Genomic DNA, 19,804 nt, shown 5'->3' on the forward strand with positions numbered 1-19,804 from the left:
CCCCAGCCACTGTGACAAAACAAAGCGGACTCCTAGAATCCCCGAGGCCCTTCATGACGGAGCAGACTGCGTGATATCCAAATATAAAAATAGTTCCACAGCAGATAATCTTCATGTATGCGCATGCATCCTGCATTGCAGCGGCAGGAACCTTTAATAAGATGAAGAGAGGCCTGCAGAAAATAAGCCCCGATATAGTTATAACAAATGAAGCGATAAAGGTAACAAGAAAAAGCGTTCCGACTGTTTCCGTCTGTCCTTTTCTGTCACCGGCCCCTTTCAGCTGAGCAATCAGAACAGTCCCGCCCATAGTGATTCCCAGACAGAAAGAGTTGATGATAAAACAGATCATTGAGGCATTGCTCACAGCGGCAAGCCCTGATTGGCCCACGGTCCTTCCCACGACAAACATATCCGCAATGCTGTAAAAGGATTGGAGCAGATTAGCCCACAGGAGAGGGAGAGCAAACAGAACTAAATTTTTTGTGATATTTCCACTGGTCAGGTTTTGTTTTTCTTTCATTTTCATGTTCCTTTCAAAAACGCAGAGGACAGAACCGCAAGGTGTGCCCTCTGCTTATAAAGTCAAAAAATACAAAAGGCAGCAGACAAAACATTGTCCGCTGCCCAAATATCCTTTAATTTTTGTTTATGAAAGCATAGAAAGAAATGCCAATGAATTCATCAGCGCTTAAAATGCGTGTTCATATTTTAAGGCTCCGTACAATGTTTTGAAGAAATAAATTGTATGGAGCTATCATCAATACATAATTTTCCGAATATCATTGTACTCACCCTTTCTTTCCACTGATAAGATAACTATAAATGTCTCAGCTTTCTGTGTCAAGAGCTTCACAAAAATGCCTAAAGCTTTCGGTAACGGTTAAATGCTGCATAGATTTCCTGTTTTCGCGGCATTGCCAGATTGGATTTTACATATCCGCTGTCAAGGATCGCCGCAAGCCCTTTGTCATTGATGAGAGCTAAAAGTTCCTCTGCGATTTGGCACAGGTCTCTTTTGCCGTCGATCAGATGCAGCTGGGCATAAAGCATAGCATAGGCGAGAGCTGTTGTCTGTTCAGAGTCACAGATCTGTTCTGCATACCGCAGGTCCACGGTCTCTTTGTTGATCTGGAAGGCATCTTTTCCGAGAGTTTTTATTTTATTCCGGCCGTTTTTTGGGGATGTACGGCTGGGTTTTACGACACGGTGAAAAGAAGGGCTGTCCGGCTTTTCATTCGGAAGTGTTACCAACGGAAAGGCTTTGGACTCCTCTTTTGCAAAGTCTGTAATTTCCTTTGGCATATAACGGTCCATCTGTAAAATGTGGTCGGCAACCTGGAAATAGGCCCCGGAGCTTCCCGCCACGATGATGGAAGAAATACCGTGGTCTTCATACAGGCCCCGGACCCGCTCGATAAACGGTGTGATAGGCTCATGATCCCTGTGGACCACTCTCTGCATCAGTTCATCACGGATCATAAAGTTGGTAGCGCTGGTGTCTTCATCAATGAGGAAGAGAGAAGTTCCGGCCTCCATACTTTCAATTACATTGGCCGCCTGGGAGGTGCTGCCGCTGGCATCTTCCGTTGAGAAAGAAACTGTATCTTTTCCATTGGGAAGATTGTTGATAAACAGAGATATGTCTGTATTTTTGATGCTGCGTCCGTCTTCTGCGCGGAGTTTTACCGCTGTGTCATCGGTGATGACATATTCGCGGCCGTCACCTCTTATATGGTTGTAGACACCTAATTCCAATGCCTTCAGCAGCGTTGATTTCCCATGGTATCCCCCGCCTACGATCAGGGTAATGCCTTTTGGGATTCCCATACCGGAGAGGGGGCCGCGATGAGGAAGATTTAATGTAACTTTCAGGGAGTCCGGCGAGTGGAAGGCCACAGCCTGCCTCATCGGACGGGAGGATACACCGCTCTCCCTTGGGAGGACAGAACCGTCGGCCACAAAAGCACATAGATTCAGCTTGGGAAGCTGGTCCCGGATATATTTTTGATCTTCGGCAAGGCTTAACACATCTTCGAGGGCGCCTGCGTTAAGCTTCTTATAATAGAAGGAAGACAAAACGCATTCGGGGAGAAAATCAAACAGGATTTTGATCAGCTCAAAAGCGGCGATGGTCCGGCCTCTGGCGGGAAAGCCGATCTCAAAATGGACAGAGATATCACCGGACTCGGGATGGATGGACAGGGCGGTCCGTTCCAGAATCTCCTGTCCGCATCTGCTGACGGAAATGAGTCCGCTTTTTCCAGAACCCTTTGCCTTAAAATTATAGGATTCCAGTTTCCCTCCGAAAACGCGGGTCAGATAGTCCTGCAGTGCGATCCGCTTATGGGGCAGATCAAACAGCCGGGAAGGAAATCCCGCGTTTCTGCCGGAAATACTGATGCTCACTTTGGAAGGGGAGGCAAAGGGATCTCCCTGTACATGGTCAATATGCAGGGTATAGCCGCCGAACCGGTAGCTCCCTCTGGTGTCTTTATAGGCAGGATAGCCTTTATGGTCGATGCGCTCTAACAGCGATCTTAAATCATCTGAAGTCTTCATACGTTCTATCACCTTTCAAAATATGAGTTTTTCTCCATTATCTCCAGTCGGCTCTTAACAGGTCGCCTTCCGATAATAAAGAAAAACTATCGCAGATGGCACCTTTTGTCTCGATGTAGCCTGCTCCAGCAGACATTACATCCATTTTCTACATGATTGGAGTGAGGCATTCTAAGAGCCGAACGGAAATCATGTGGAAAATGTCATCATAAGTATCCCACGATTATTTCAGTCAGTCAATCTGGTCCAAGTATTTTTTTCTTTCAATGGCAAACACTGTGTGCAGTTGATATAATAGATGAAAGGAGGATTGGCCAATGGAAATTGATAGAGTCTGGGCAGTTTATTTCAGCGCCACAGATACAACAAAAAAAATTGTGACGGTTTTAGCCGGGGAGGCGGCCCGGACACTGCGTGCAGAGTACTGTGAATATGACTTTACGCTGCCTGCTGCAAGAAAGGATCTTCTTGTTTTTGGACCGCGTGATCTTGTGATCTTCGGGACACCGGTATATGCGGGCAGAGTGCCCAATGTTCTGCTTGGCTTTCTGCAGGAGCATCTCAAGGGCAGTCATGCCTGTGCGGTGCCGGTTACGGTTTACGGCAACAGAAACTATGACGATGCCCTGATCGAGCTTCGGGATCTTTTAGAGCAGAGCAGGTTTCATACTGTGGCAGCGGCAGCCTTCGTGGGTGAACATTCTTTTTCGGAAATCCTGGGCAGTGGACGGCCGGACAACAGGGATGTGAGCCTTATAAGGGAGTTTGCATTTGGACTCTGTGAACGTTTGAGGAGGACTGAAAAAGAAGATTACAGCTGTCCGGTATACGTGAAAGGCACCCGGAAGCCATACAGGGGATATTACCAGCCCAGGGACAGAAAAGGAAATTTCATTGACATCAGAAAAGTAAAGCCCTTAACCTCCGGGGAGTGTGACGGCTGTGGGATTTGTGCAAAAGTCTGTCCCATGGGTTCTATACGGCGTGAGGATGTTGGCACAGTGGACGGGATCTGCATCAAATGCGGGGCCTGTATCAAGAAGTGCCCGAAACATGCAAAATATTATGAGGATGAAGGATATCTGTACCATAAGACGGAATTGGAAGAACAGTATACAACAAGGGCTGAGCCTGAGATTTTTTTCTGAATACATAACGGGAGGAACGGATGATTAAAAATGTGATATTTGATATAGGAAATGTTCTTGCAGATTTTGGGTGGGAGAGATTATTTTTGAGGCTGGGTTTTGAAGGAGAAGTATTTGAGCGTATGGCTGATGCGACCGTGAGAGGGCCGTACTGGGTAGAGTTTGACCGGAGCCGCATGCCGGACCGGGAAATTATAGAAGGATTCTATTCGCTGGCGCCGGAATATAAAGATCAGATTGACCTGCTCTATGAGCACATTCATGAGATGACCGAAGAATACTCTTATGCATCAAGCTGGATCAGGGAGTTGAAAGCGGCGGGTTATTCCGTGTATATTCTGAGCAATTACGGAAAGACAGCCTTTGAGAATAGGGAGAAGCCATTTTCATTTATCACAGAGGCGGACGGAAAGGTCATATCCTTTGAGGCATTGTCTGTAAAGCCGGAGCGGAAGATTTTTAAGGTTTTGGAAGATAAATATGGAATCTGCCCGGAAGAGTCGGTTTTTATTGACGACCTGGAAGAAAATATTCTTGCGGCAGAAAAATATGGATACAAGGGGATTGTATTTGAAAGCAGGGAACAGACGAAAGAGAAACTTGCAGAACTCGGTATCTGAAAATAAGGATTGTGCCGGGTATACAATATGATTTATAATCATATAACAATAATCTGCGATAAGAGAGGAGGAGCCTTAGATGAAAGATAGTTCTGTGATGAAAAGAATTCTGCTTTTTATAGTTGTGCTGTCTTTGGGTTTGTTTTCTTCTCTCTATGTGTATTCCCGTGTACTTCACAGCAATCTGGAAAATGAAGTGATAAGTTCACTTCACGAGGTATCAGGCCAGAGTGTCAAGATTCTGAGAAAAGAGATTCTCAGTGAGATTAATCTTTTGGATGGGATCTCCAATGAGATCAGTGAAAAGAGGCTGAAAGATCCGAAGAAGCTCGCAGAGAGCTTTCAGAAAGTTACAGAGAAGTATCAGTTTAAGCGGATGGGCATCATCCTTGTCAATGGAAAAGTCTACACAAGTGACCGCAAAGAAGGCAATCTTTCAGACAGGGAATACTTTCAGTCAGGATTAAAGGGGATTTCTTCGATTTCCGGGACGCTGACCGACCGTCTGGACCCCCAAAGGCCCAAAATCAACGTTTACAGTACCCCGATCATCCGGAACAAGAAAGTACTGGCCGTACTGTATGCGGCTTACCGTACGGATGACTTTAAGAAAGCTCTGTCGATTTCCACCTACTACGGGGAAGGATATACATACGTTGTAAAAAGGGACGGAGATGTAGTGGTCGACTCAGACAACAAGAATAGTTTTCAGAGAATGACCAATATTTTCAAAGCCCTTCAGTCCGCTTCAGACCAAAATATACAAGCTTCTCATAAGTTAAAGTACGCATTAAAAAAGCAAAAAGAAGGTTATATTGAGTTTATAAACAAAGAAAAAAAATATATGTATTATACCCCCACCGGGATTAATGACTGGTATCTCCTGACAGTTGTGCCTATGGAAGTTGCCAACACAAAAACTATGAACATCATGAAGCTGAACTATGTGCAGTCAGGAATCGTTGTTGCGGTCTTCCTTCTTCTTTTGATTTATATTGTCAGATCTGAAAAGAAGAAACAGACAAGACTCATGGAAATCGCCTACACGGATGTCATAACAGGTGGAGATAATTATAAGGCCTTCTGTCTGAAAGCAGAGAACGCACTTGAAAAGGATACGGCAAAAATGGCGCTTCTTTGCATGGATATTGACCGGTTTAAGCTAGTCAACGACCTGTTCGGATTTAAAATGGGAGATGAGATCATACGTCTCATATGGAAATTATGGGGCGATATGCTCTGCGAAGGTGAGCTGGCTGCACACAGGGAAGCAGACCGGTTTGTGGCACTCATGCATTATCACTCCGAAGGAGAACTGCTCAAGAGACTGGATAAGTTCTGCAGCCAGATCCGGAAGATAAAGAATATGAACTACAAAATAAAGCCGAGCATCGGTATTTATCTTGTGTCTGACCGGAGCATGTCCGTGGATTCCATGTCAGATATGGCGCTTATTGCTCAGGCTACGGTAAAAAATCAGATCCACAGCTACTACGCTTTCTATAATGAAGAACTGAAAAGCAGGATCATTCACAACAAAGAGATGGAAGACAGGATGGAGACTGCTCTTGCCCATCATGAATTCTGTGCTTATTTCCAGCCCAAGTATGATACAGAGACAAAAGAACTGGCAGGAGCGGAGGCACTGGTGCGGTGGAACACCGGGGACGGCAGGATTATTCCGCCGACGGATTTTATTCCTGTGTTTGAGGAAAATGGACTGATTGTGGGACTGGATGAATTTATGTTCCGGGAAGTCTGCCGGCAGCAGAGGGAGTGGATCGACCAGGGACGAAGGGCCGTGCCGGTATCGGTCAATCTGTCCCGGTATAATATTTTTTATAGTTCGTTTATTAACAAATATCAGGATATCCTCAGAGAGTATGAGATCTCTCCGAAGCTGGTCCCGCTGGAGATTACGGAAAGTGTCATGTCAGAGGATGAGGTGCTGCTGAGAAATATTATAGATGAACTTCACAGTATTGGTTTTTCTGTGCTTATGGATGACTTTGGAACGGGCTACTCTTCCATGACAATGCTTGGCTCCATGCCGATTGATGTGCTGAAGCTTGATAAAAGCTTTGTGGACGATATCGGGGACAGCAAAGGAGAGAAGATCATAAGAAGCATTATCGATCTGTCGAGGGGCCTGGGCATCCGTCTCACGGCAGAGGGAGTCGAGACAGAGGAGCAGTATGAGTTTTTGAGGAAGATGAAGTGCGATGAAATCCAGGGCTATTATTTTGCAAAGCCAATGCCGGGCTCTGATTTTCAGGCATTATTGAATACGGAAAAATAAAGTACAGAAAAATATACAATAATTTTAAAAAAAAATGAAATTTCCTCTTCCATTTTGGGGCCAGACGTAATATAATAGCAAAAGCGGGGCATGGCTCAGCTTGGTAGAGCGCGTGGTTCGGGACTACGAGGTCGCAGGTTCAAATCCTGTTGCCCCGACTGCTGAAAGCATCAGACGAAGGTCTGGTGCTTTTTCATTTTCAAAGAAAAGTTCTGAGCCTTTCCCACTTTGTTTTTTGAAAATCCTGGTGCCCCTTGTTATCTTTTTTTTCACGTCGTATAATAGTATTTTGTGGGGCAGACTGTTTTCTGCCGTTCAGAACAAAGAAAAATAGGGAGAATTATTTTATATGAAGAAGAAAAAATTAGGCCTGCTGACCCGGCTGCTGATCGGAATCACAGCGGGTATGCTGATCGGCTCTGCCGGAGATATATTTGGCGTCGGGGATACGTTTATCTTTAAAGGCGTAATCCGTCTTTTTGTTACTTTTACTACATTATTCAGTACATTTTTAAATTTTATTATTCCGCTGCTGATCCTTTCTTTTGTGGCCGTAGGACTGGCCGACCTGGGTAAGAAGGCCAACAAGCTGTTTGGGGTAACTCTTCTGCTCGCATACGCATCTACGGTGATCGCAGGGATCAGTGCTTTTTTTGTGGGAAAGGCACTTCTTCCTTCACTGATTCACCGGATCACTGGCAGTGAGATTCAGACCAGATCTTTTGAAGCCATTTTTGCGATCCAGGCTGACCCGGTGTTCGGAGTTATGACGGCTCTGATCCTGGCATTCCTTTTGGGACTTGGAATCGCAAACAGTAAAAATGATACGCTGCTGCTCTGTTTAAAAGATCTTCAGGAGATCATCACCAAGACATTAAACAAGATCATCATACCAATGATCCCATTTTACGTGGCAGGGCTGTTCAGTAAAATAGCAGCCGAAGGGAAGCTGCTTCCGACCATAAAGATGTTTGTTAAACTGTATGTGATGATCCTGATCTTTCAGTGGCTTTACATTGCATTTCAGTTTTTGATATCCACACTGTTTACGAAGGAGAATAAGTTTAAGAATTTAAAAGGCATCGCGCCGGCGTATTTTACGGCACTGGGTACACAGTCTTCTGCATCCACGATCCCGGTAAACCTTGAAAGCAGTAAGGACAGCGGTGTTTCAGAAGATATTGCAGACTTTGTCATCCCGTTATGTGCAACGATCCATCTCTCCGGAGATACGATCTGTCTGGTGATCGGTTCCATGGGCATAATGCTCGCCAACGGACTGACACCGACATTGTCCATGTTCCTGCCGTTCATTTTTATGCTGGGTATTACTATGGTGGCAGCTCCGGGAGTTCCCGGAGGCGGAGTCATGGCGGCTCTGGGCCTCATCAAATCTATGCTTCATTTTACAGATCCGATGAGCCAGCTGATCATTTCTCTTCACTTTTCCCAGGACAGCTTTGGGACGGCCTGCAATATAACGGGAGATCAGGCAATCGCTTATATGGTCGACAGCATCGACAGAAAAAACGGAGAAAAGAAATAGGGGATGGAAAAAAGAGAGGTACTTTTTACCAACAAGGATTTGAAAAAACTAATCATTCCGCTGATCATCGAACAGCTTCTGACGGTGACCGTGGGTCTTGCCGATTCCATTATGATCTCCAGTGTGGGAGAGGCGGCGGTCTCAGGGGTATCTCTGGTGGACAGCATCATGATTCTTCTCATCAACATGTTTTCGGCACTGGCCACCGGGGGAGCCGTGGTGGCAGGCCAGTATCTGGGACAGAAAAAGCATGTGATGGCCTGCAAGACCGCAGATCAGCTGATCTTATTTATCTCAGCTCTGGCTTTGGTGATCATGGCGGGTATTTATGCTATGAGAGGCTTTATCCTTCACGGAGTTTTTGGGGCTATTGAGCCGGCCGTTATGCACAGTGCGGAAGTTTATCTTCTGATCGTGACAGCGTCGATTCCGTTTCTGGCAGTTTACAACGGATGTGCGGCCTTGTTCAGGACTATGGGGAACTCAAAGACAGCCATGCAGATGTCACTCTTTATGAATGCCATTAATATCATAGGCAACGCTGCCCTGATCTACGGTGTGGGAATGGGCGTGGAAGGAGCGGCAATTCCTACGCTGGTATCCCGGGTAATCGCTGCGGCAGTGATTCTTGTGCTTTTGAAAAACAGGAATCAGGCAGTCCATATCAGCAGAAATTTTCATTTCAAATTCAAAGGCTTTTTGGTCAGCAGAATTTTGAAGATCGGCGTCCCCAACGGAGTGGAAAACAGTATGTTTCAGCTTGGAAAGATCCTTGTTTTAAGTCTGGTGGCCGGGTTTGGGACCGCATCTATCACGGCCAATGCGGTTAGCAACATGGTGGCTATGTTTGAGATCATCCCGGGAATGGCCGTAGGGCTTGCAGTGCTGACGGTTGTATCCAGATGTGTAGGTGCCAGCGATTATGAGGCGGCCCGGTATTATACAAAAAAACTGTTAAAGATCGCATACGCTTCCCTGATTGTGTTTAACCTGTTCATTGTTGCCATGCTTCCCGTGATCATCCGGGCATATCATCTGTCGCCGGAGACCGCGGCCATTACGAGGAAGATCCTGCTGTACCACACGCTGTGCTGTGTGACAGTCTGGCCGGTTTCCTTCACTTTGCCCAATATTCTCAGGGCGTCCAATGATGTAAAGTACACGATGGTCACCGCGATTATTTCCATGTGGATCTTCCGGATCTTTTTCAGCTTTGTCCTCGGCAAATGGCTCGGATGGGGAGTGTTTGGAGTCTGGGTGGCAATGACACTGGACTGGGCTGTACGGGCCGTGCTTTTCTTTATCCGGTACATAAGAGGTAAGTGGCAGTACAGGACGATTTAACTTGACAAGGATGAGACAATCGTGTAAATTAATAGATATAAGCTATTGGTTTGATAGACAAAAGTTATTAATTCAGAACGAAAGCATCAATATCAGGAGATTCTCATGTCAGCAAAAGGTAAAATGACAAATACATATGGTTTTTCATTTTATTTCTGGGGTTATTATTTTAATCCCGGCTTTTTGCGCTACAATGAATCATCTCCTGAAACCCGGTAGAAACATCGTCGGTAAAGTTCATTTTTAGGACCTGTATTCTTGTAGTGGGATACAGGTCCTTTTTATTTACCGCATTGCAGCAGTCAAGGCAAATATCCATTTTATTTTCAAGGAGGAAAAATTCAATGATCATTATTTTAAAGAGTGACGCCAGGAAGCAGCAGATAGAGGCATTAAAGGAGGAGATGGTATCCCAGGGTTTTGCCATTCATGAATCCGCAGGAATTAATACACAGCTTTTAGGGCTGATTGGGGATACCTCCAAGGTCGATGTGGACCACGTGATGGCAAATGACATTGTGGAGACCGTGCAGCGGATTCAGGAACCATACAAGAAGGCAAACAGGAAGTTTCACCCGAATGACACGGCTGTAGATATTGGAGGAGTAAAGATAGGCGGGGGAGAGTTTCAGGTGATTGCCGGGCCGTGCTCTATTGAAACGAAAGAGCAGATGACAGAAGTGGCACAGAAGGTAAAGGAAGCAGGAGCAGGTCTTCTGCGCGGAGGAGCATTTAAGCCGAGGACGTCACCTTACGCTTTCCAGGGACTCCACGATGAGGGGCTCAAGCTTTTGCTGGAGGCTAAAAAAGCCACGGGTCTTCCTGTGGTGACAGAGATCATGGATGCCAGCCACCTTTCACTGTTCGAGGACGTGGACCTGATCCAGGTGGGAACAAGAAATATGCAGAACTTTGAACTGCTGAAAGAACTTGGTAAGATTGACAAACCGGTTCTTTTAAAGAGAGGGATGGCCTGCACCATAGACGAATGGCTTATGAGTGCCGAGTATATCATGGCAGGGGGAAACGAGAATGTGATTTTGTGTGAGCGGGGGATCAGAACTTACGAGACTGCGGTGAGAAACACACTGGATCTGTCGGCTATTCCGATGATTAAGAAGAAATCTCATCTGCCGGTCATCGTAGATCCTTCTCACGCCACAGGCATCCGTTTCATGGTAGAGCCTATGGCTCTTGCCGCCATCGCAGCGGGTGCTGACGGCCTGATGGTAGAGGTACACAATAATCCGGCGAAAGCGCTCTGCGACGGACCGCAGTCACTGACACCGGAAGAATTTGACCATATGATGCAGAAGGTGACGAAAACAAGAGACTTCTTTCAAAATTTATAATCTTTTGTTATACTGGTTCCAGACTTATTTGAAAAGAAAAGGAATCAGGACAAAGGAGCAGCAAAATGAAAGTAATCGTCGGACTGGGCAATCCCGGAAGGCAGTATGAACGGACCAGACATAATATCGGCTTTGCAGCCATTGATTATATTGCCGGGAAAAACCAGATAGAAATTTCTTCAAAAAAGCATAAGGCACTCATCGGAAGCGGATACTTAGGAGGGCAGAAAGTACTGCTTGTAAAGCCGCAGACCTTTATGAACTTAAGCGGGGAGAGCCTCCGGGGAGTCATGGACTTTTACAAGCTGGAGCCTTCAGACTTTATCGTAATATTCGATGACATTTCTCTGGATGTGGGGCAGCTCAGGATCAGGAGAAAGGGAAGCGCCGGAGGCCATAACGGGATCAAGAGCATTATCAGCCATCTGGGAAGCATGGATTTTCCGCGGATAAAAATAGGCGTGGGAGAAAAGCCCAAGGGATACGATTTGGCAGATTATGTGCTGGGCCATTTCTCCAAAGGTGAGATAGAAATTTATGATGATGTGTTTCCGGATGTGGACGATGCGGTAAAACTTATGGTGATGGATGACATATCCGGGGCAATGAACCAATATAATAAAAAAGCGAGGAAGTAACCGCAGCAGAAAGTAAGGAATGAGACGTGTTAGATCATATTTTTGAGAATGATGCAGTGTTTGAACAGATAAAAACAGGCCTTGAGAACAATCAGGGCCCTGTTTTAGTGTCCGGATGCACGGACGGGGCAAAAGCCCATCTGGTCAGTGCACTGAGAGGAAAAAAGAAGCGCGGCAGCTATAAAGTGATCGTGACAGCAGATGAGAATAAGGCCAAGGAGTGGGTGGAAAACTATCGGTTCTTCGGAGAAGACGCCGTCTACTTTCCTGCCAAAGACCCGCTGTTTTACAGCGCTGACGTCCACGGAAATGCCATCGCAAAAGAGCGGCTCAGGGGGATCGAGAGTATTATCAAGGGACAGGGAGGCGTCTTTGTCCTGTCTGTCGACGCCCTGATGGACCGGGTTGTACCTCTTGCGGAGATCAAGAAAAACCGGGTGATGATCAGCCTGGAGACAGAGGTTTCCGAACAGGATATTACGAAAAAATTTACCGCTATGGGGTATGAGAGGACTCCGTTTGTAGAGGCGGCCGGAGAATTTGCGGTCAGAGGCGGGATCGTCGACATTTATCCGTTTACTTCGGACTGTCCGTACAGAATTGAACTCTGGGGGGAAGAGGTCGATTCGATCCGCAGTTTTGATGCCCAGAGTCAGCGGTCCATTGAAGAAGTAAAGAGTCTGACTGTCTATCCTGCCACGGAGATTGTTTTAAGCGAAGAACGGATCTCACAGGGACTGAAAAAGATCGAGGCCGAATATCAGGATTTGAAAGAGACGTTTCATAAAGCCTTTGAGACGGACAAAGAGGTCAGACTCACGAAGGAATACCAGAGGATCAGAGAAGAACTCTCGGAACTTTCCATGCTCATCGGAGTGGAAGGATATCTGCCGTATTTTTATGACCGGCTGGTGTGTTTTCTCGACTATTTCCCGAAAGATACCGCGGTCTATGTGGATGAGCCGCAGCATGTGGAAGAGAGAGGACGGGGCTTTTTCCTGGAGTTTACGGAGAGCATGAAAAGCCGTCTGGAGGCCGGATATCTGCTGCCTGGACAGATGGACACGGTAGCTTGTTTTGAGGAGGCGCTGAACCGTCTGCTGAAACAGCCGGTGGCCTTTTTATCTTCACTGGCATCTGAAGTGAAGGCAGCGAAGGTGACAGACACGTTTTTCATAGAGACAAAGTCGGTACAGTCCTATAACAACAGCTTTGAACAGCTGATCAAGGATCTGAAAAGATATCAGAAAAAAGAATATCGGATTCTTGTTGTCTCCCCTTCGGTAACCAGGGCAAAGCGCCTGGCCGAGGATATGAGAGACAGCGGGCTGACTGTCACATACGATAAGAAACCTTCAGAAGATATGGTTCCCGGACAGATCGTTATCACGCCGGGCAAATTAAAGAGCGGCATCGAATATCCGGAGACGAAATGGGTGCTGATCTCCGAGAGTGATATCTTCAGCGGAAGGAAAGAAAAACGCAGGAAGAAAGCCGCCTTTAAGGGAAAAGGAGAGAAGATAAAGAACTTCGCGGATATTTCCATCGGCGACTATGTAGTTCATGAAAAGCACGGCGTTGGAATCTACCGGGGTATTGAAAAAATCACCGTAAACAACGTCGAGAAGGATTATATCAGCATCGAGTATAAAGGCGGGGACAATCTATTCATCCTTGCCTCTGCTCTGGACCAGATCGCAAAATATGCCAGCGCCAATGCAAAGAAGCCCCGGCTTAACAAGCTGGGAGGCAATGAGTGGAAGAAGACTACCAAGCGGGTCAAAGGCCAGGTGCGGGAAACCGCCAAAGAGCTGGTGGAGCTGTATGCGGTCCGCCAGGCCAAAGAAGGGTATGTCTATGATAAAGATACAGTTTGGCAGAGAGAGTTTGAGGAAATGTTTCCTTATGAGGAAACGCAGGACCAGCTCAATGCCATAGAGGATGTGAAGCGGGACATGGAGAGCACCAAAATCATGGACCGGCTCATCTGCGGGGATGTGGGATACGGAAAGACGGAAGTTGCCATCCGGGCGGCTTTCAAGGCTGTAACCAACGGAAAACAGGTGGCATATCTGGTGCCCACTACGATCCTTGCCCAGCAGCACTACAATACATTCTGTGAGCGCTTTCAGAATTATCCGATGACTGTCAGGGTGATGTCCAGATTCTGTACTCCCAGGGAACAGAAAGAGACGATGGAAGGCCTGAAAAAAGGAATCGTGGATGTGGTCATCGGGACACACCGGCTTCTTTCCAAAGATGTGAAGTACAAAGACCTGGGACTTTTGATCATCGATGAAGAACAGCGTTTCGGCGTGGGACATAAAGAGAAGATCAAGACAATGAAGAAAGATGTGGACGTGCTTTCTCTCTCCGCAACACCGATTCCCAGGACGCTGCATATGAGTCTGATCGGGATCAGGGATATGAGCATTTTGGAGGAACCTCCCCACGACCGGAGAGCGATCCAGACTTATGTGATGGAGTATAACGAGGAGCTTGTAAAAGAGGCAGTCCACCGGGAAATGACGAGAGGCGGTCAGGTATACTATGTATATAACCGGGTCAACAACATTGCGGAGATCACGAGTGAGCTACAGAAACTCCTGCCAAATGCAAAAGTGGCCTTTGCCCACGGACAGATGCGGGAAAGAGAGCTTGAAAATATTATGATGCAGTTCATGGAAAAGGAGATCGACGTACTCGTCTCCACGACCATCATTGAGACCGGGCTGGATATACCGAACGTGAACACGATGATCATCCATGATGCCAACCAGCTGGGACTTTCCCAGCTATATCAGCTCAGGGGGCGTGTCGGACGCTCCAACAGGAACGCATTTGCATTTTTAATGTACAAAAGGGACACTTTATTAAAAGAGACAGCGGAGAAAAGACTCCAGGCGATCCGGGAATTTACGGACCTGGGATCGGGATACAAGATCGCCATGCGGGATCTGGAGATCCGGGGAGCAGGAAATCTTTTGGGAGAAGAGCAGTCCGGCCATATGGAAGCGGTGGGATATGATCTGTACTGTAAGATGCTCAACGACGCGGTGCTGAGGCTGAAAGGAGAACTTTCAGAGGATACTGATTTTGACACGACACTGGATCTGAACATCGATGCCTTTCTTCCATCTGCCTATATCAGAAACGAAGTGGAGAAGCTGGAGCTTTACAAGCGGATATCTGCCATCGAGACGAAGGATGAGCTGGAAGATATGCAGGATGAGCTCCTGGACCGTTTCGGGGATCTGCCGGCAGCGGTAGTCAATCTGCTCCATATCGCCCTGCTGAAGTCGATGGCTCACCATGCCTATATGACCGATGTAAAACAAAAGGGAGAGAAAGTATCCTTTGAGATGAATCCGGAGGCAAACGTGCAGGTAGAGAAGATCCCGGATGTGCTGAGCGAATTTCCGAAGGAACTCTCCGTCAGTGCCGGGGAGCATCCCGTATTCGTACTGGATCTTTCATCCGCGAAGAAAAGCGCATGGCTATCAAAGATTGAACATTGTGTGAACTCATTGGATGCGTTGATTATCAGATCGTAATGTAGTATAATCCAAAATGGAAATAAATTAAACGGAGGAAACGAAGAATGAAACGTGTAGCGAAGAAGATCGTATGTCTTGCGGCGGTTATGGCTTTGTGCGCGGCCTTATTAGCGGGCTGTAAGAAGCAGGATGACAAGACGCTGTTTGAATATGCAGGAAATGAGGTGACCTATAAGGAAGCCCATGTATATGCCAGAATCATGCAGTACAGCGCAGAGCAGCAGTACGCATCTTATCTGGGAGATAAACTGTGGTCTACCCAGGTCGGCACCGACAAAAAGGGCAAAAAGATCACAATGCAGGATTCTATTAAAGACAATGTCATCAACCAGATCAAGACTGTAAAAGTACTGGCTGACCACGCAGATGACTACAAGGTAAAGCTAACTTCCGATGAGAAGAAACAGCTGGACGAATCCGTCAAATCTTTTACTAAAAATGAACTTGGAAAACGTGTGATGAAGGTGACCGGGGCAGATAAAGATTACATCAAAGAGATCCAGCAGGAAAACCTGATTGCCCAGAAGGTTATGAATGCGATCATCGAAAAGGCAGATGTGAAAGTGACAGACGACGAAGCGAAGACCGTAAAAGTATACAAGCTTGTTTTTACAACGAAGAAAACAGACAGCAAGACCGGCAAAGAAGTAAATATGACTGCAAAAGAAAAGGCAGCTCAGTTAAAGAAAGCCAAAGAAGCATTAAAGGCGATCAAGAAAGGCCAGAGCGTCAAGGCAGTAGCCAAAAAGTATAAAGTCGATACAGACAACGAAGAAAGCTACACAAAGGGAAAAGCAGTTCTCGGAACCAAGTTTGAAGATGCGGCTTCCAAATTAAAGAAGAATCAGGTCAGCGGCGTAGTCGAGACAGACGATGCGTATGTCATCATCAAGATGCTCAACCCGAATGTAAAGAGTGAGCTTGCCACATCCAAGAGTACGCTTCTGCAGGAAAAACAGCAGGAAGCATACCAGAAGGTATATAAAAAGTGGACGAAGGATGCAGACAAGAAGTGGGACGATGACAAGAGCATCGATCAGGAACTGTGGAAAAAGATCACATTTAAGTATAAGGCAACGACCACAGCTACCGAAAAGACGACCACAGAAGCCACAACCACAGCAAAGCAGAAAGCAACGACAGAGAAGAAAAAGTAATACAGCTCTTTGTGAAAGGCAGCCCATGATCCGGCTGCCTTTTTCGTAAAGATTTGAGAAAAGGAGGCAGTGTATGGAATTTCAGATCGGTGATGTAATCAAGATGAAAAAACCTCATCCGTGCGGGAGCAGCGAGTGGGAGATATTGAGGGTCGGCATGGATTTTCGGCTGAAATGTATGGGCTGCGGACGTCAGGTGATGGTGTCCAGGAAGCTCGTGGAGAAGAATTTCAGGGGATTTGTGAAAAAAGCTTGCGGTTAAAAGGAATTTATGGTAACATATCAACTTGTGATATATAAATTTATCCTTGCTCTTGGCAGAAGATCAAGAGCCGAAAAGACCAGAAGGAGGTGCAGATAACATGAGTAAATATGAACTCGCATTAGTCGTGAATGCTAAGATCGAAGACGAAGCAAGAGCGGAAGTAGTGGAAAAAGCAAAAGCTATGATTACAGAAGCAGGAGCTGAAATCACGAATGTCGATGAATGGGGAAAGAAGCGTTTAGCTTACGAGATCCAGAAGATGAAAGAAGGATACTACTACTTCATCCAGTTCGATGCAGAGACAGAAGTTCCGGCTGTTTTAGAAGAAAAACTTCGAATTACAGAAAATGTATTACGTTATTTAGTCGTAAAACAGGATGCCTAACACTTTGGTAGGCAGGAGGAATCCAATATGAATAAAGTGATTTTGATGGGCCGTCTTACCAGAGACCCGGACGTGAGATACTCACAGGGTGAGAGAGCGACGGCAGTTGCAAGATATACTTTAGCTGTAAACAGGAGATTCAAGAGGGATGGCGAACCGGATGCAGACTTTGTCAACTGTGTCGCATTTGGACGTGCCGGCGAATTTGCCGAGAAGTATTTCCGCCAGGGAATCAAGATTGTCATCTCAGGAAGAATCCAGACAGGCAGTTACACCAACAAGGACGGAATCAAGGTCTATACCACCGATGTTATTGTAGAAGAACAGGATTTCTGCGAGAGCAAAGCGGCAACGGACCAGTATAACGGAGGAGGAATGCAGACAGCAAATCCTTCGAAACCGCCGCAGCCGAGCCAGGCCGCAGGAGACGGTTTTATGAACATTCCGGACGGATTGGAAGAGGAACTGCCATTTAGTTAAATTAGGAGGTTTAATCATGGCTTATAATAGAGGTGATTCTCCGAACAGGAGAAGAGGCGGACGCAGAAGAAGAAAAGTATGTGCATTCTGTACAGAAGCCGATGCCGTTATCGATTACAAAGACGTAGCGACATTAAAGAAATATGTTTCTGAGAGAGGCAAGATCCTGCCGAGACGTATCACAGGAACATGTGCAAAGCATCAGAGAGCTGTCACAAGCGCGATCAAAAGAGCAAGACATCTCGCTTTAATGCCTTACACACAGGACTAATAAAAGACAAGCCGCCGTATCCCTATGGATATGGCGGTTTTTTTGACCTTGCCTGCCAGTCATGCTATAATGAAAAATACAATATTTGAATCCGAGGTTTAAGGAGCCGTATCATGAAAAATAAGAATACAAGTATAAGCGTCAGCAAAGATATTGTCTGGCCCGTTCTGGCCGGACTGTTGTTTTTGATGGCAGACATTCTGGTGTTTTCCATTGACGTGAAGTCCGGGATCATCCTGGCCTGTTTTGTACTGATCTTCTTTTTGTTTTCCGTGATCTATTATCCGTATTATAAGAAGAAGATGACACAGGAGACGATGGACTTTCTATTTGAGCAGAGCCGGGTCCAGAACCATTTGATCAAAGAGCTGCCTCTTCCCTATGTGCTGATCGGCGGGGACGGGGATATCATGTGGTATAATCAGGCATTTGAAAAGATTTTGGACGGGAAGAACATTTCCAAGCTTCAGCAGATGTTCCCCGAACTGGACAAGAACCTGCTTCCGTCGGAGATGAATCACGCAGTCTCCCATGTGAAGAGAGAGAGCCGGGAAAAGGATCAGGATAAGACCTGCTTTTACAAAATCGAATTCGTGAGGATCCAGATGGACAGTCTCATTGATGAGGAGACAGAGAGCAAGTCAAAACAGTGGCTCAGAGACCAGTCGATGATTGCCGCCTATATCTTTGACCAGACCATGCTCAAGATGTATATGGAGCAGAACGAAAATCAGCGGATGGTGGTCGGACTGATCTACATTGATAATTATGAGGAACTTCTGGACAACGTGGATGAAGTAAAACAGTCCATGCTTCTGGCGCTGACAGACCAGAAGATCAATAAATTTATTCAGAATATTTCCGGCATTGTGAAAAAGACGGAGAAAGATAAGTATTTGATTATCTTTCAGCAAAAGTATCTGGAGAAAGTCAAGGCAGGGAAGTTTCACATTTTGGAGGAAGTTAAGAGTATAAATCTTGGAAGCAGCGGTAATATGACGCTGAGCATCAGCCTTGGGATCAATGGTCAGAGTTACCAGGAAAACTATGAGGCCGCATGCACGGCTATGGACCTGGCTCTTGGACGGGGCGGCGATCAGGCGGTGATCAAAGACGGCGAGGATATTTCCTATTACGGGGAGAACGCCGCCGTAGTTGAGAAGAATACGAGAGTTAAAGCCAGAGTCAAGGCCCACGCATTGAGAGAACTTCTTGAGTCGAAAGAAAATGTAGTTATTATGAGCCATAAAATACCCGACCCGGATGCCATGGGGGCTGCGGTGGGATTATACCGCCTGGGGCTTTCATTGGGCAGAAAGGCCCACATCGTCATGAACGAGGTGACAATTTCCGTGCGACCGATCATGGAAGAACTGCTGTCGTGTGAGGAATACGACGAGGACATGTTTATCTCCAGCGATACGGCCAGGGAGATCACGGATGACAACACCCTGCTGATCGTTGTGGACGTAAATCACGCAAGCTACACCGAGTGTGAAGATCTGCTGGAACAGACCAATACAATCGTCATCCTGGACCACCACAGAAAGGGAAAAGAGACGATCAAGTATCCGGTTCTCTCTTATATTGAGCCTTACGCTTCTTCCACCTGTGAGCTGGTGGCGGAGGTGCTTCAGTATATCACTACGAAACCAAAACTTCTCCCGGTGGAAGCCAATGCCATGTACTTCGGCATGCTGATCGATACCGATAACTTTGTCAATAAGACAGGGGTACGGACATTCGAGGCGGCGGCGTTTCTGAAGCGGAGCGGGGCAGATTTAAATAAAGTGCGGAAAATGTCCAGGACCAGTATGGATTCTTACAGAATCCGAGCGAAGGCGGTGAGTGATGCTGAGATTATGTATGGTTCCTTTGCCATTGCCACTCTGGTGGGGATTGGCATCGACAGTCCGACGGTGGTCGGGGCCCAGGTGGCCAATGAACTTTTAGACATTGACGGGATCAAGGCATCCTTTGTGCTGACCGGCGTGGAAGAGCGGGTCTATGTCAGTGCCAGATCCATTGACGAGGTGAATGTACAGAAGATTATGGAGCAGTTCGGAGGAGGAGGCCATCTGACCGTGGCTGGTGCCCAGATGGTGGATGTGTCCCTGTATGACGCAAAACAGATCATCAAGGGGACTCTGCAGTTTATGAAAGAGGAAGGAGACATATAA

The 19,804-nt window shown here is 46.5% G+C and carries 16 protein-coding genes and 1 tRNA gene; 15 read left to right on the plus strand and 2 right to left on the minus strand.

Annotated features, from left to right (window positions below):
- Both QVP35_RS13435 and QVP35_RS13440 read right to left on the minus strand, forming a co-directional pair.
- Positions 1–523, minus strand: a 523-nt coding sequence (locus QVP35_RS13435; RefSeq protein ID WP_288187928.1) for an MATE family efflux transporter, incomplete at its 3' end; no start/stop codon positions are given.
- 341 nt (positions 524–864) lie between these two features.
- Entirely contained in the window at positions 865–2,562 is a 1,698-nt protein-coding gene (locus QVP35_RS13440; protein WP_009289377.1) for an ABC-ATPase domain-containing protein, read from the minus strand.
- A 317-nt stretch (positions 2,563–2,879) separates the two neighbouring features.
- Between QVP35_RS13440 and QVP35_RS13445 the strand changes: the two genes are divergently transcribed.
- From QVP35_RS13445 to QVP35_RS13515, 15 genes are all read left to right on the plus strand, one after another.
- Positions 2,880–3,710, plus strand: coding sequence for a 4Fe-4S binding protein (locus tag QVP35_RS13445; protein WP_009289376.1), 831 nt, complete (start codon positions 2,880–2,882; stop codon positions 3,708–3,710).
- Positions 3,711–3,730: 20 nt separating this feature from the next.
- Positions 3,731–4,330 carry an HAD family hydrolase gene (locus tag QVP35_RS13450; protein ID WP_009289375.1) on the plus strand — a complete coding sequence of 200 codons (600 nt, stop codon included), beginning with the start codon at positions 3,731–3,733 and terminating at the stop codon, positions 4,328–4,330.
- Positions 4,331–4,409: 79 nt separating this feature from the next.
- A complete protein-coding gene (locus QVP35_RS13455) occupies positions 4,410–6,629 on the plus strand; it encodes a bifunctional diguanylate cyclase/phosphodiesterase (RefSeq protein WP_009289374.1) in 2,220 nt (739 codons plus the stop codon).
- A gap of 84 nt (positions 6,630–6,713) precedes the next feature.
- Positions 6,714–6,787: transfer RNA gene (locus QVP35_RS13460), tRNA-Pro, on the plus strand.
- Between the two features lie 191 nt (positions 6,788–6,978).
- Positions 6,979–8,175, plus strand: a complete 1,197-nt coding sequence (locus QVP35_RS13465; RefSeq protein ID WP_006567643.1) for a dicarboxylate/amino acid:cation symporter — start codon at positions 6,979–6,981, stop codon at positions 8,173–8,175.
- 3 nt (positions 8,176–8,178) lie between these two features.
- Entirely contained in the window at positions 8,179–9,519 is a 1,341-nt protein-coding gene (locus QVP35_RS13470; RefSeq protein ID WP_009289373.1) for an MATE family efflux transporter, read from the plus strand.
- A 344-nt stretch (positions 9,520–9,863) separates the two neighbouring features.
- Positions 9,864–10,871, plus strand: a complete 1,008-nt coding sequence (gene aroF / locus QVP35_RS13475) for a 3-deoxy-7-phosphoheptulonate synthase (RefSeq protein ID WP_006567640.1) — start codon at positions 9,864–9,866, stop codon at positions 10,869–10,871.
- Positions 10,872–10,936: 65 nt separating this feature from the next.
- Positions 10,937–11,509 (plus strand): aminoacyl-tRNA hydrolase, encoded by a 573-nt coding sequence (pth, locus tag QVP35_RS13480; RefSeq protein WP_006567639.1) that lies wholly within the window; start codon positions 10,937–10,939, stop codon positions 11,507–11,509.
- Between the two features lie 26 nt (positions 11,510–11,535).
- Positions 11,536–15,063, plus strand: a complete 3,528-nt coding sequence (gene mfd / locus QVP35_RS13485; protein ID WP_006567638.1) for a transcription-repair coupling factor — start codon at positions 11,536–11,538, stop codon at positions 15,061–15,063.
- A 47-nt stretch (positions 15,064–15,110) separates the two neighbouring features.
- Positions 15,111–16,223, plus strand: coding sequence for a peptidylprolyl isomerase (locus QVP35_RS13490; RefSeq protein WP_006567637.1), 1,113 nt, complete (start codon positions 15,111–15,113; stop codon positions 16,221–16,223).
- Between the two features lie 73 nt (positions 16,224–16,296).
- Positions 16,297–16,485 (plus strand): DUF951 domain-containing protein, encoded by a 189-nt coding sequence (locus tag QVP35_RS13495; protein ID WP_006567636.1) that lies wholly within the window; start codon positions 16,297–16,299, stop codon positions 16,483–16,485.
- Positions 16,486–16,585: 100 nt separating this feature from the next.
- Entirely contained in the window at positions 16,586–16,873 is a 288-nt protein-coding gene (gene rpsF / locus QVP35_RS13500) for a 30S ribosomal protein S6 (RefSeq protein ID WP_022261262.1), read from the plus strand.
- Positions 16,874–16,900: 27 nt separating this feature from the next.
- Positions 16,901–17,353, plus strand: a complete 453-nt coding sequence (locus tag QVP35_RS13505) for a single-stranded DNA-binding protein (RefSeq protein ID WP_009289372.1) — start codon at positions 16,901–16,903, stop codon at positions 17,351–17,353.
- A 16-nt stretch (positions 17,354–17,369) separates the two neighbouring features.
- Positions 17,370–17,624 carry a 30S ribosomal protein S18 gene (gene rpsR, locus QVP35_RS13510; RefSeq protein WP_006567633.1) on the plus strand — a complete coding sequence of 85 codons (255 nt, stop codon included), beginning with the start codon at positions 17,370–17,372 and terminating at the stop codon, positions 17,622–17,624.
- Positions 17,625–17,737: 113 nt separating this feature from the next.
- Complete coding sequence (locus QVP35_RS13515) at positions 17,738–19,804, plus strand: DHH family phosphoesterase (protein ID WP_009289371.1); 2,067 nt, start codon at positions 17,738–17,740, stop codon at positions 19,802–19,804.

This window comes from Anaerostipes sp. CAG:276 (genome assembly GCF_000432215.1).
GTDB classification, from domain to species: Bacteria; Bacillota; Clostridia; order Lachnospirales; family Lachnospiraceae; genus Anaerostipes; species Anaerostipes caccae.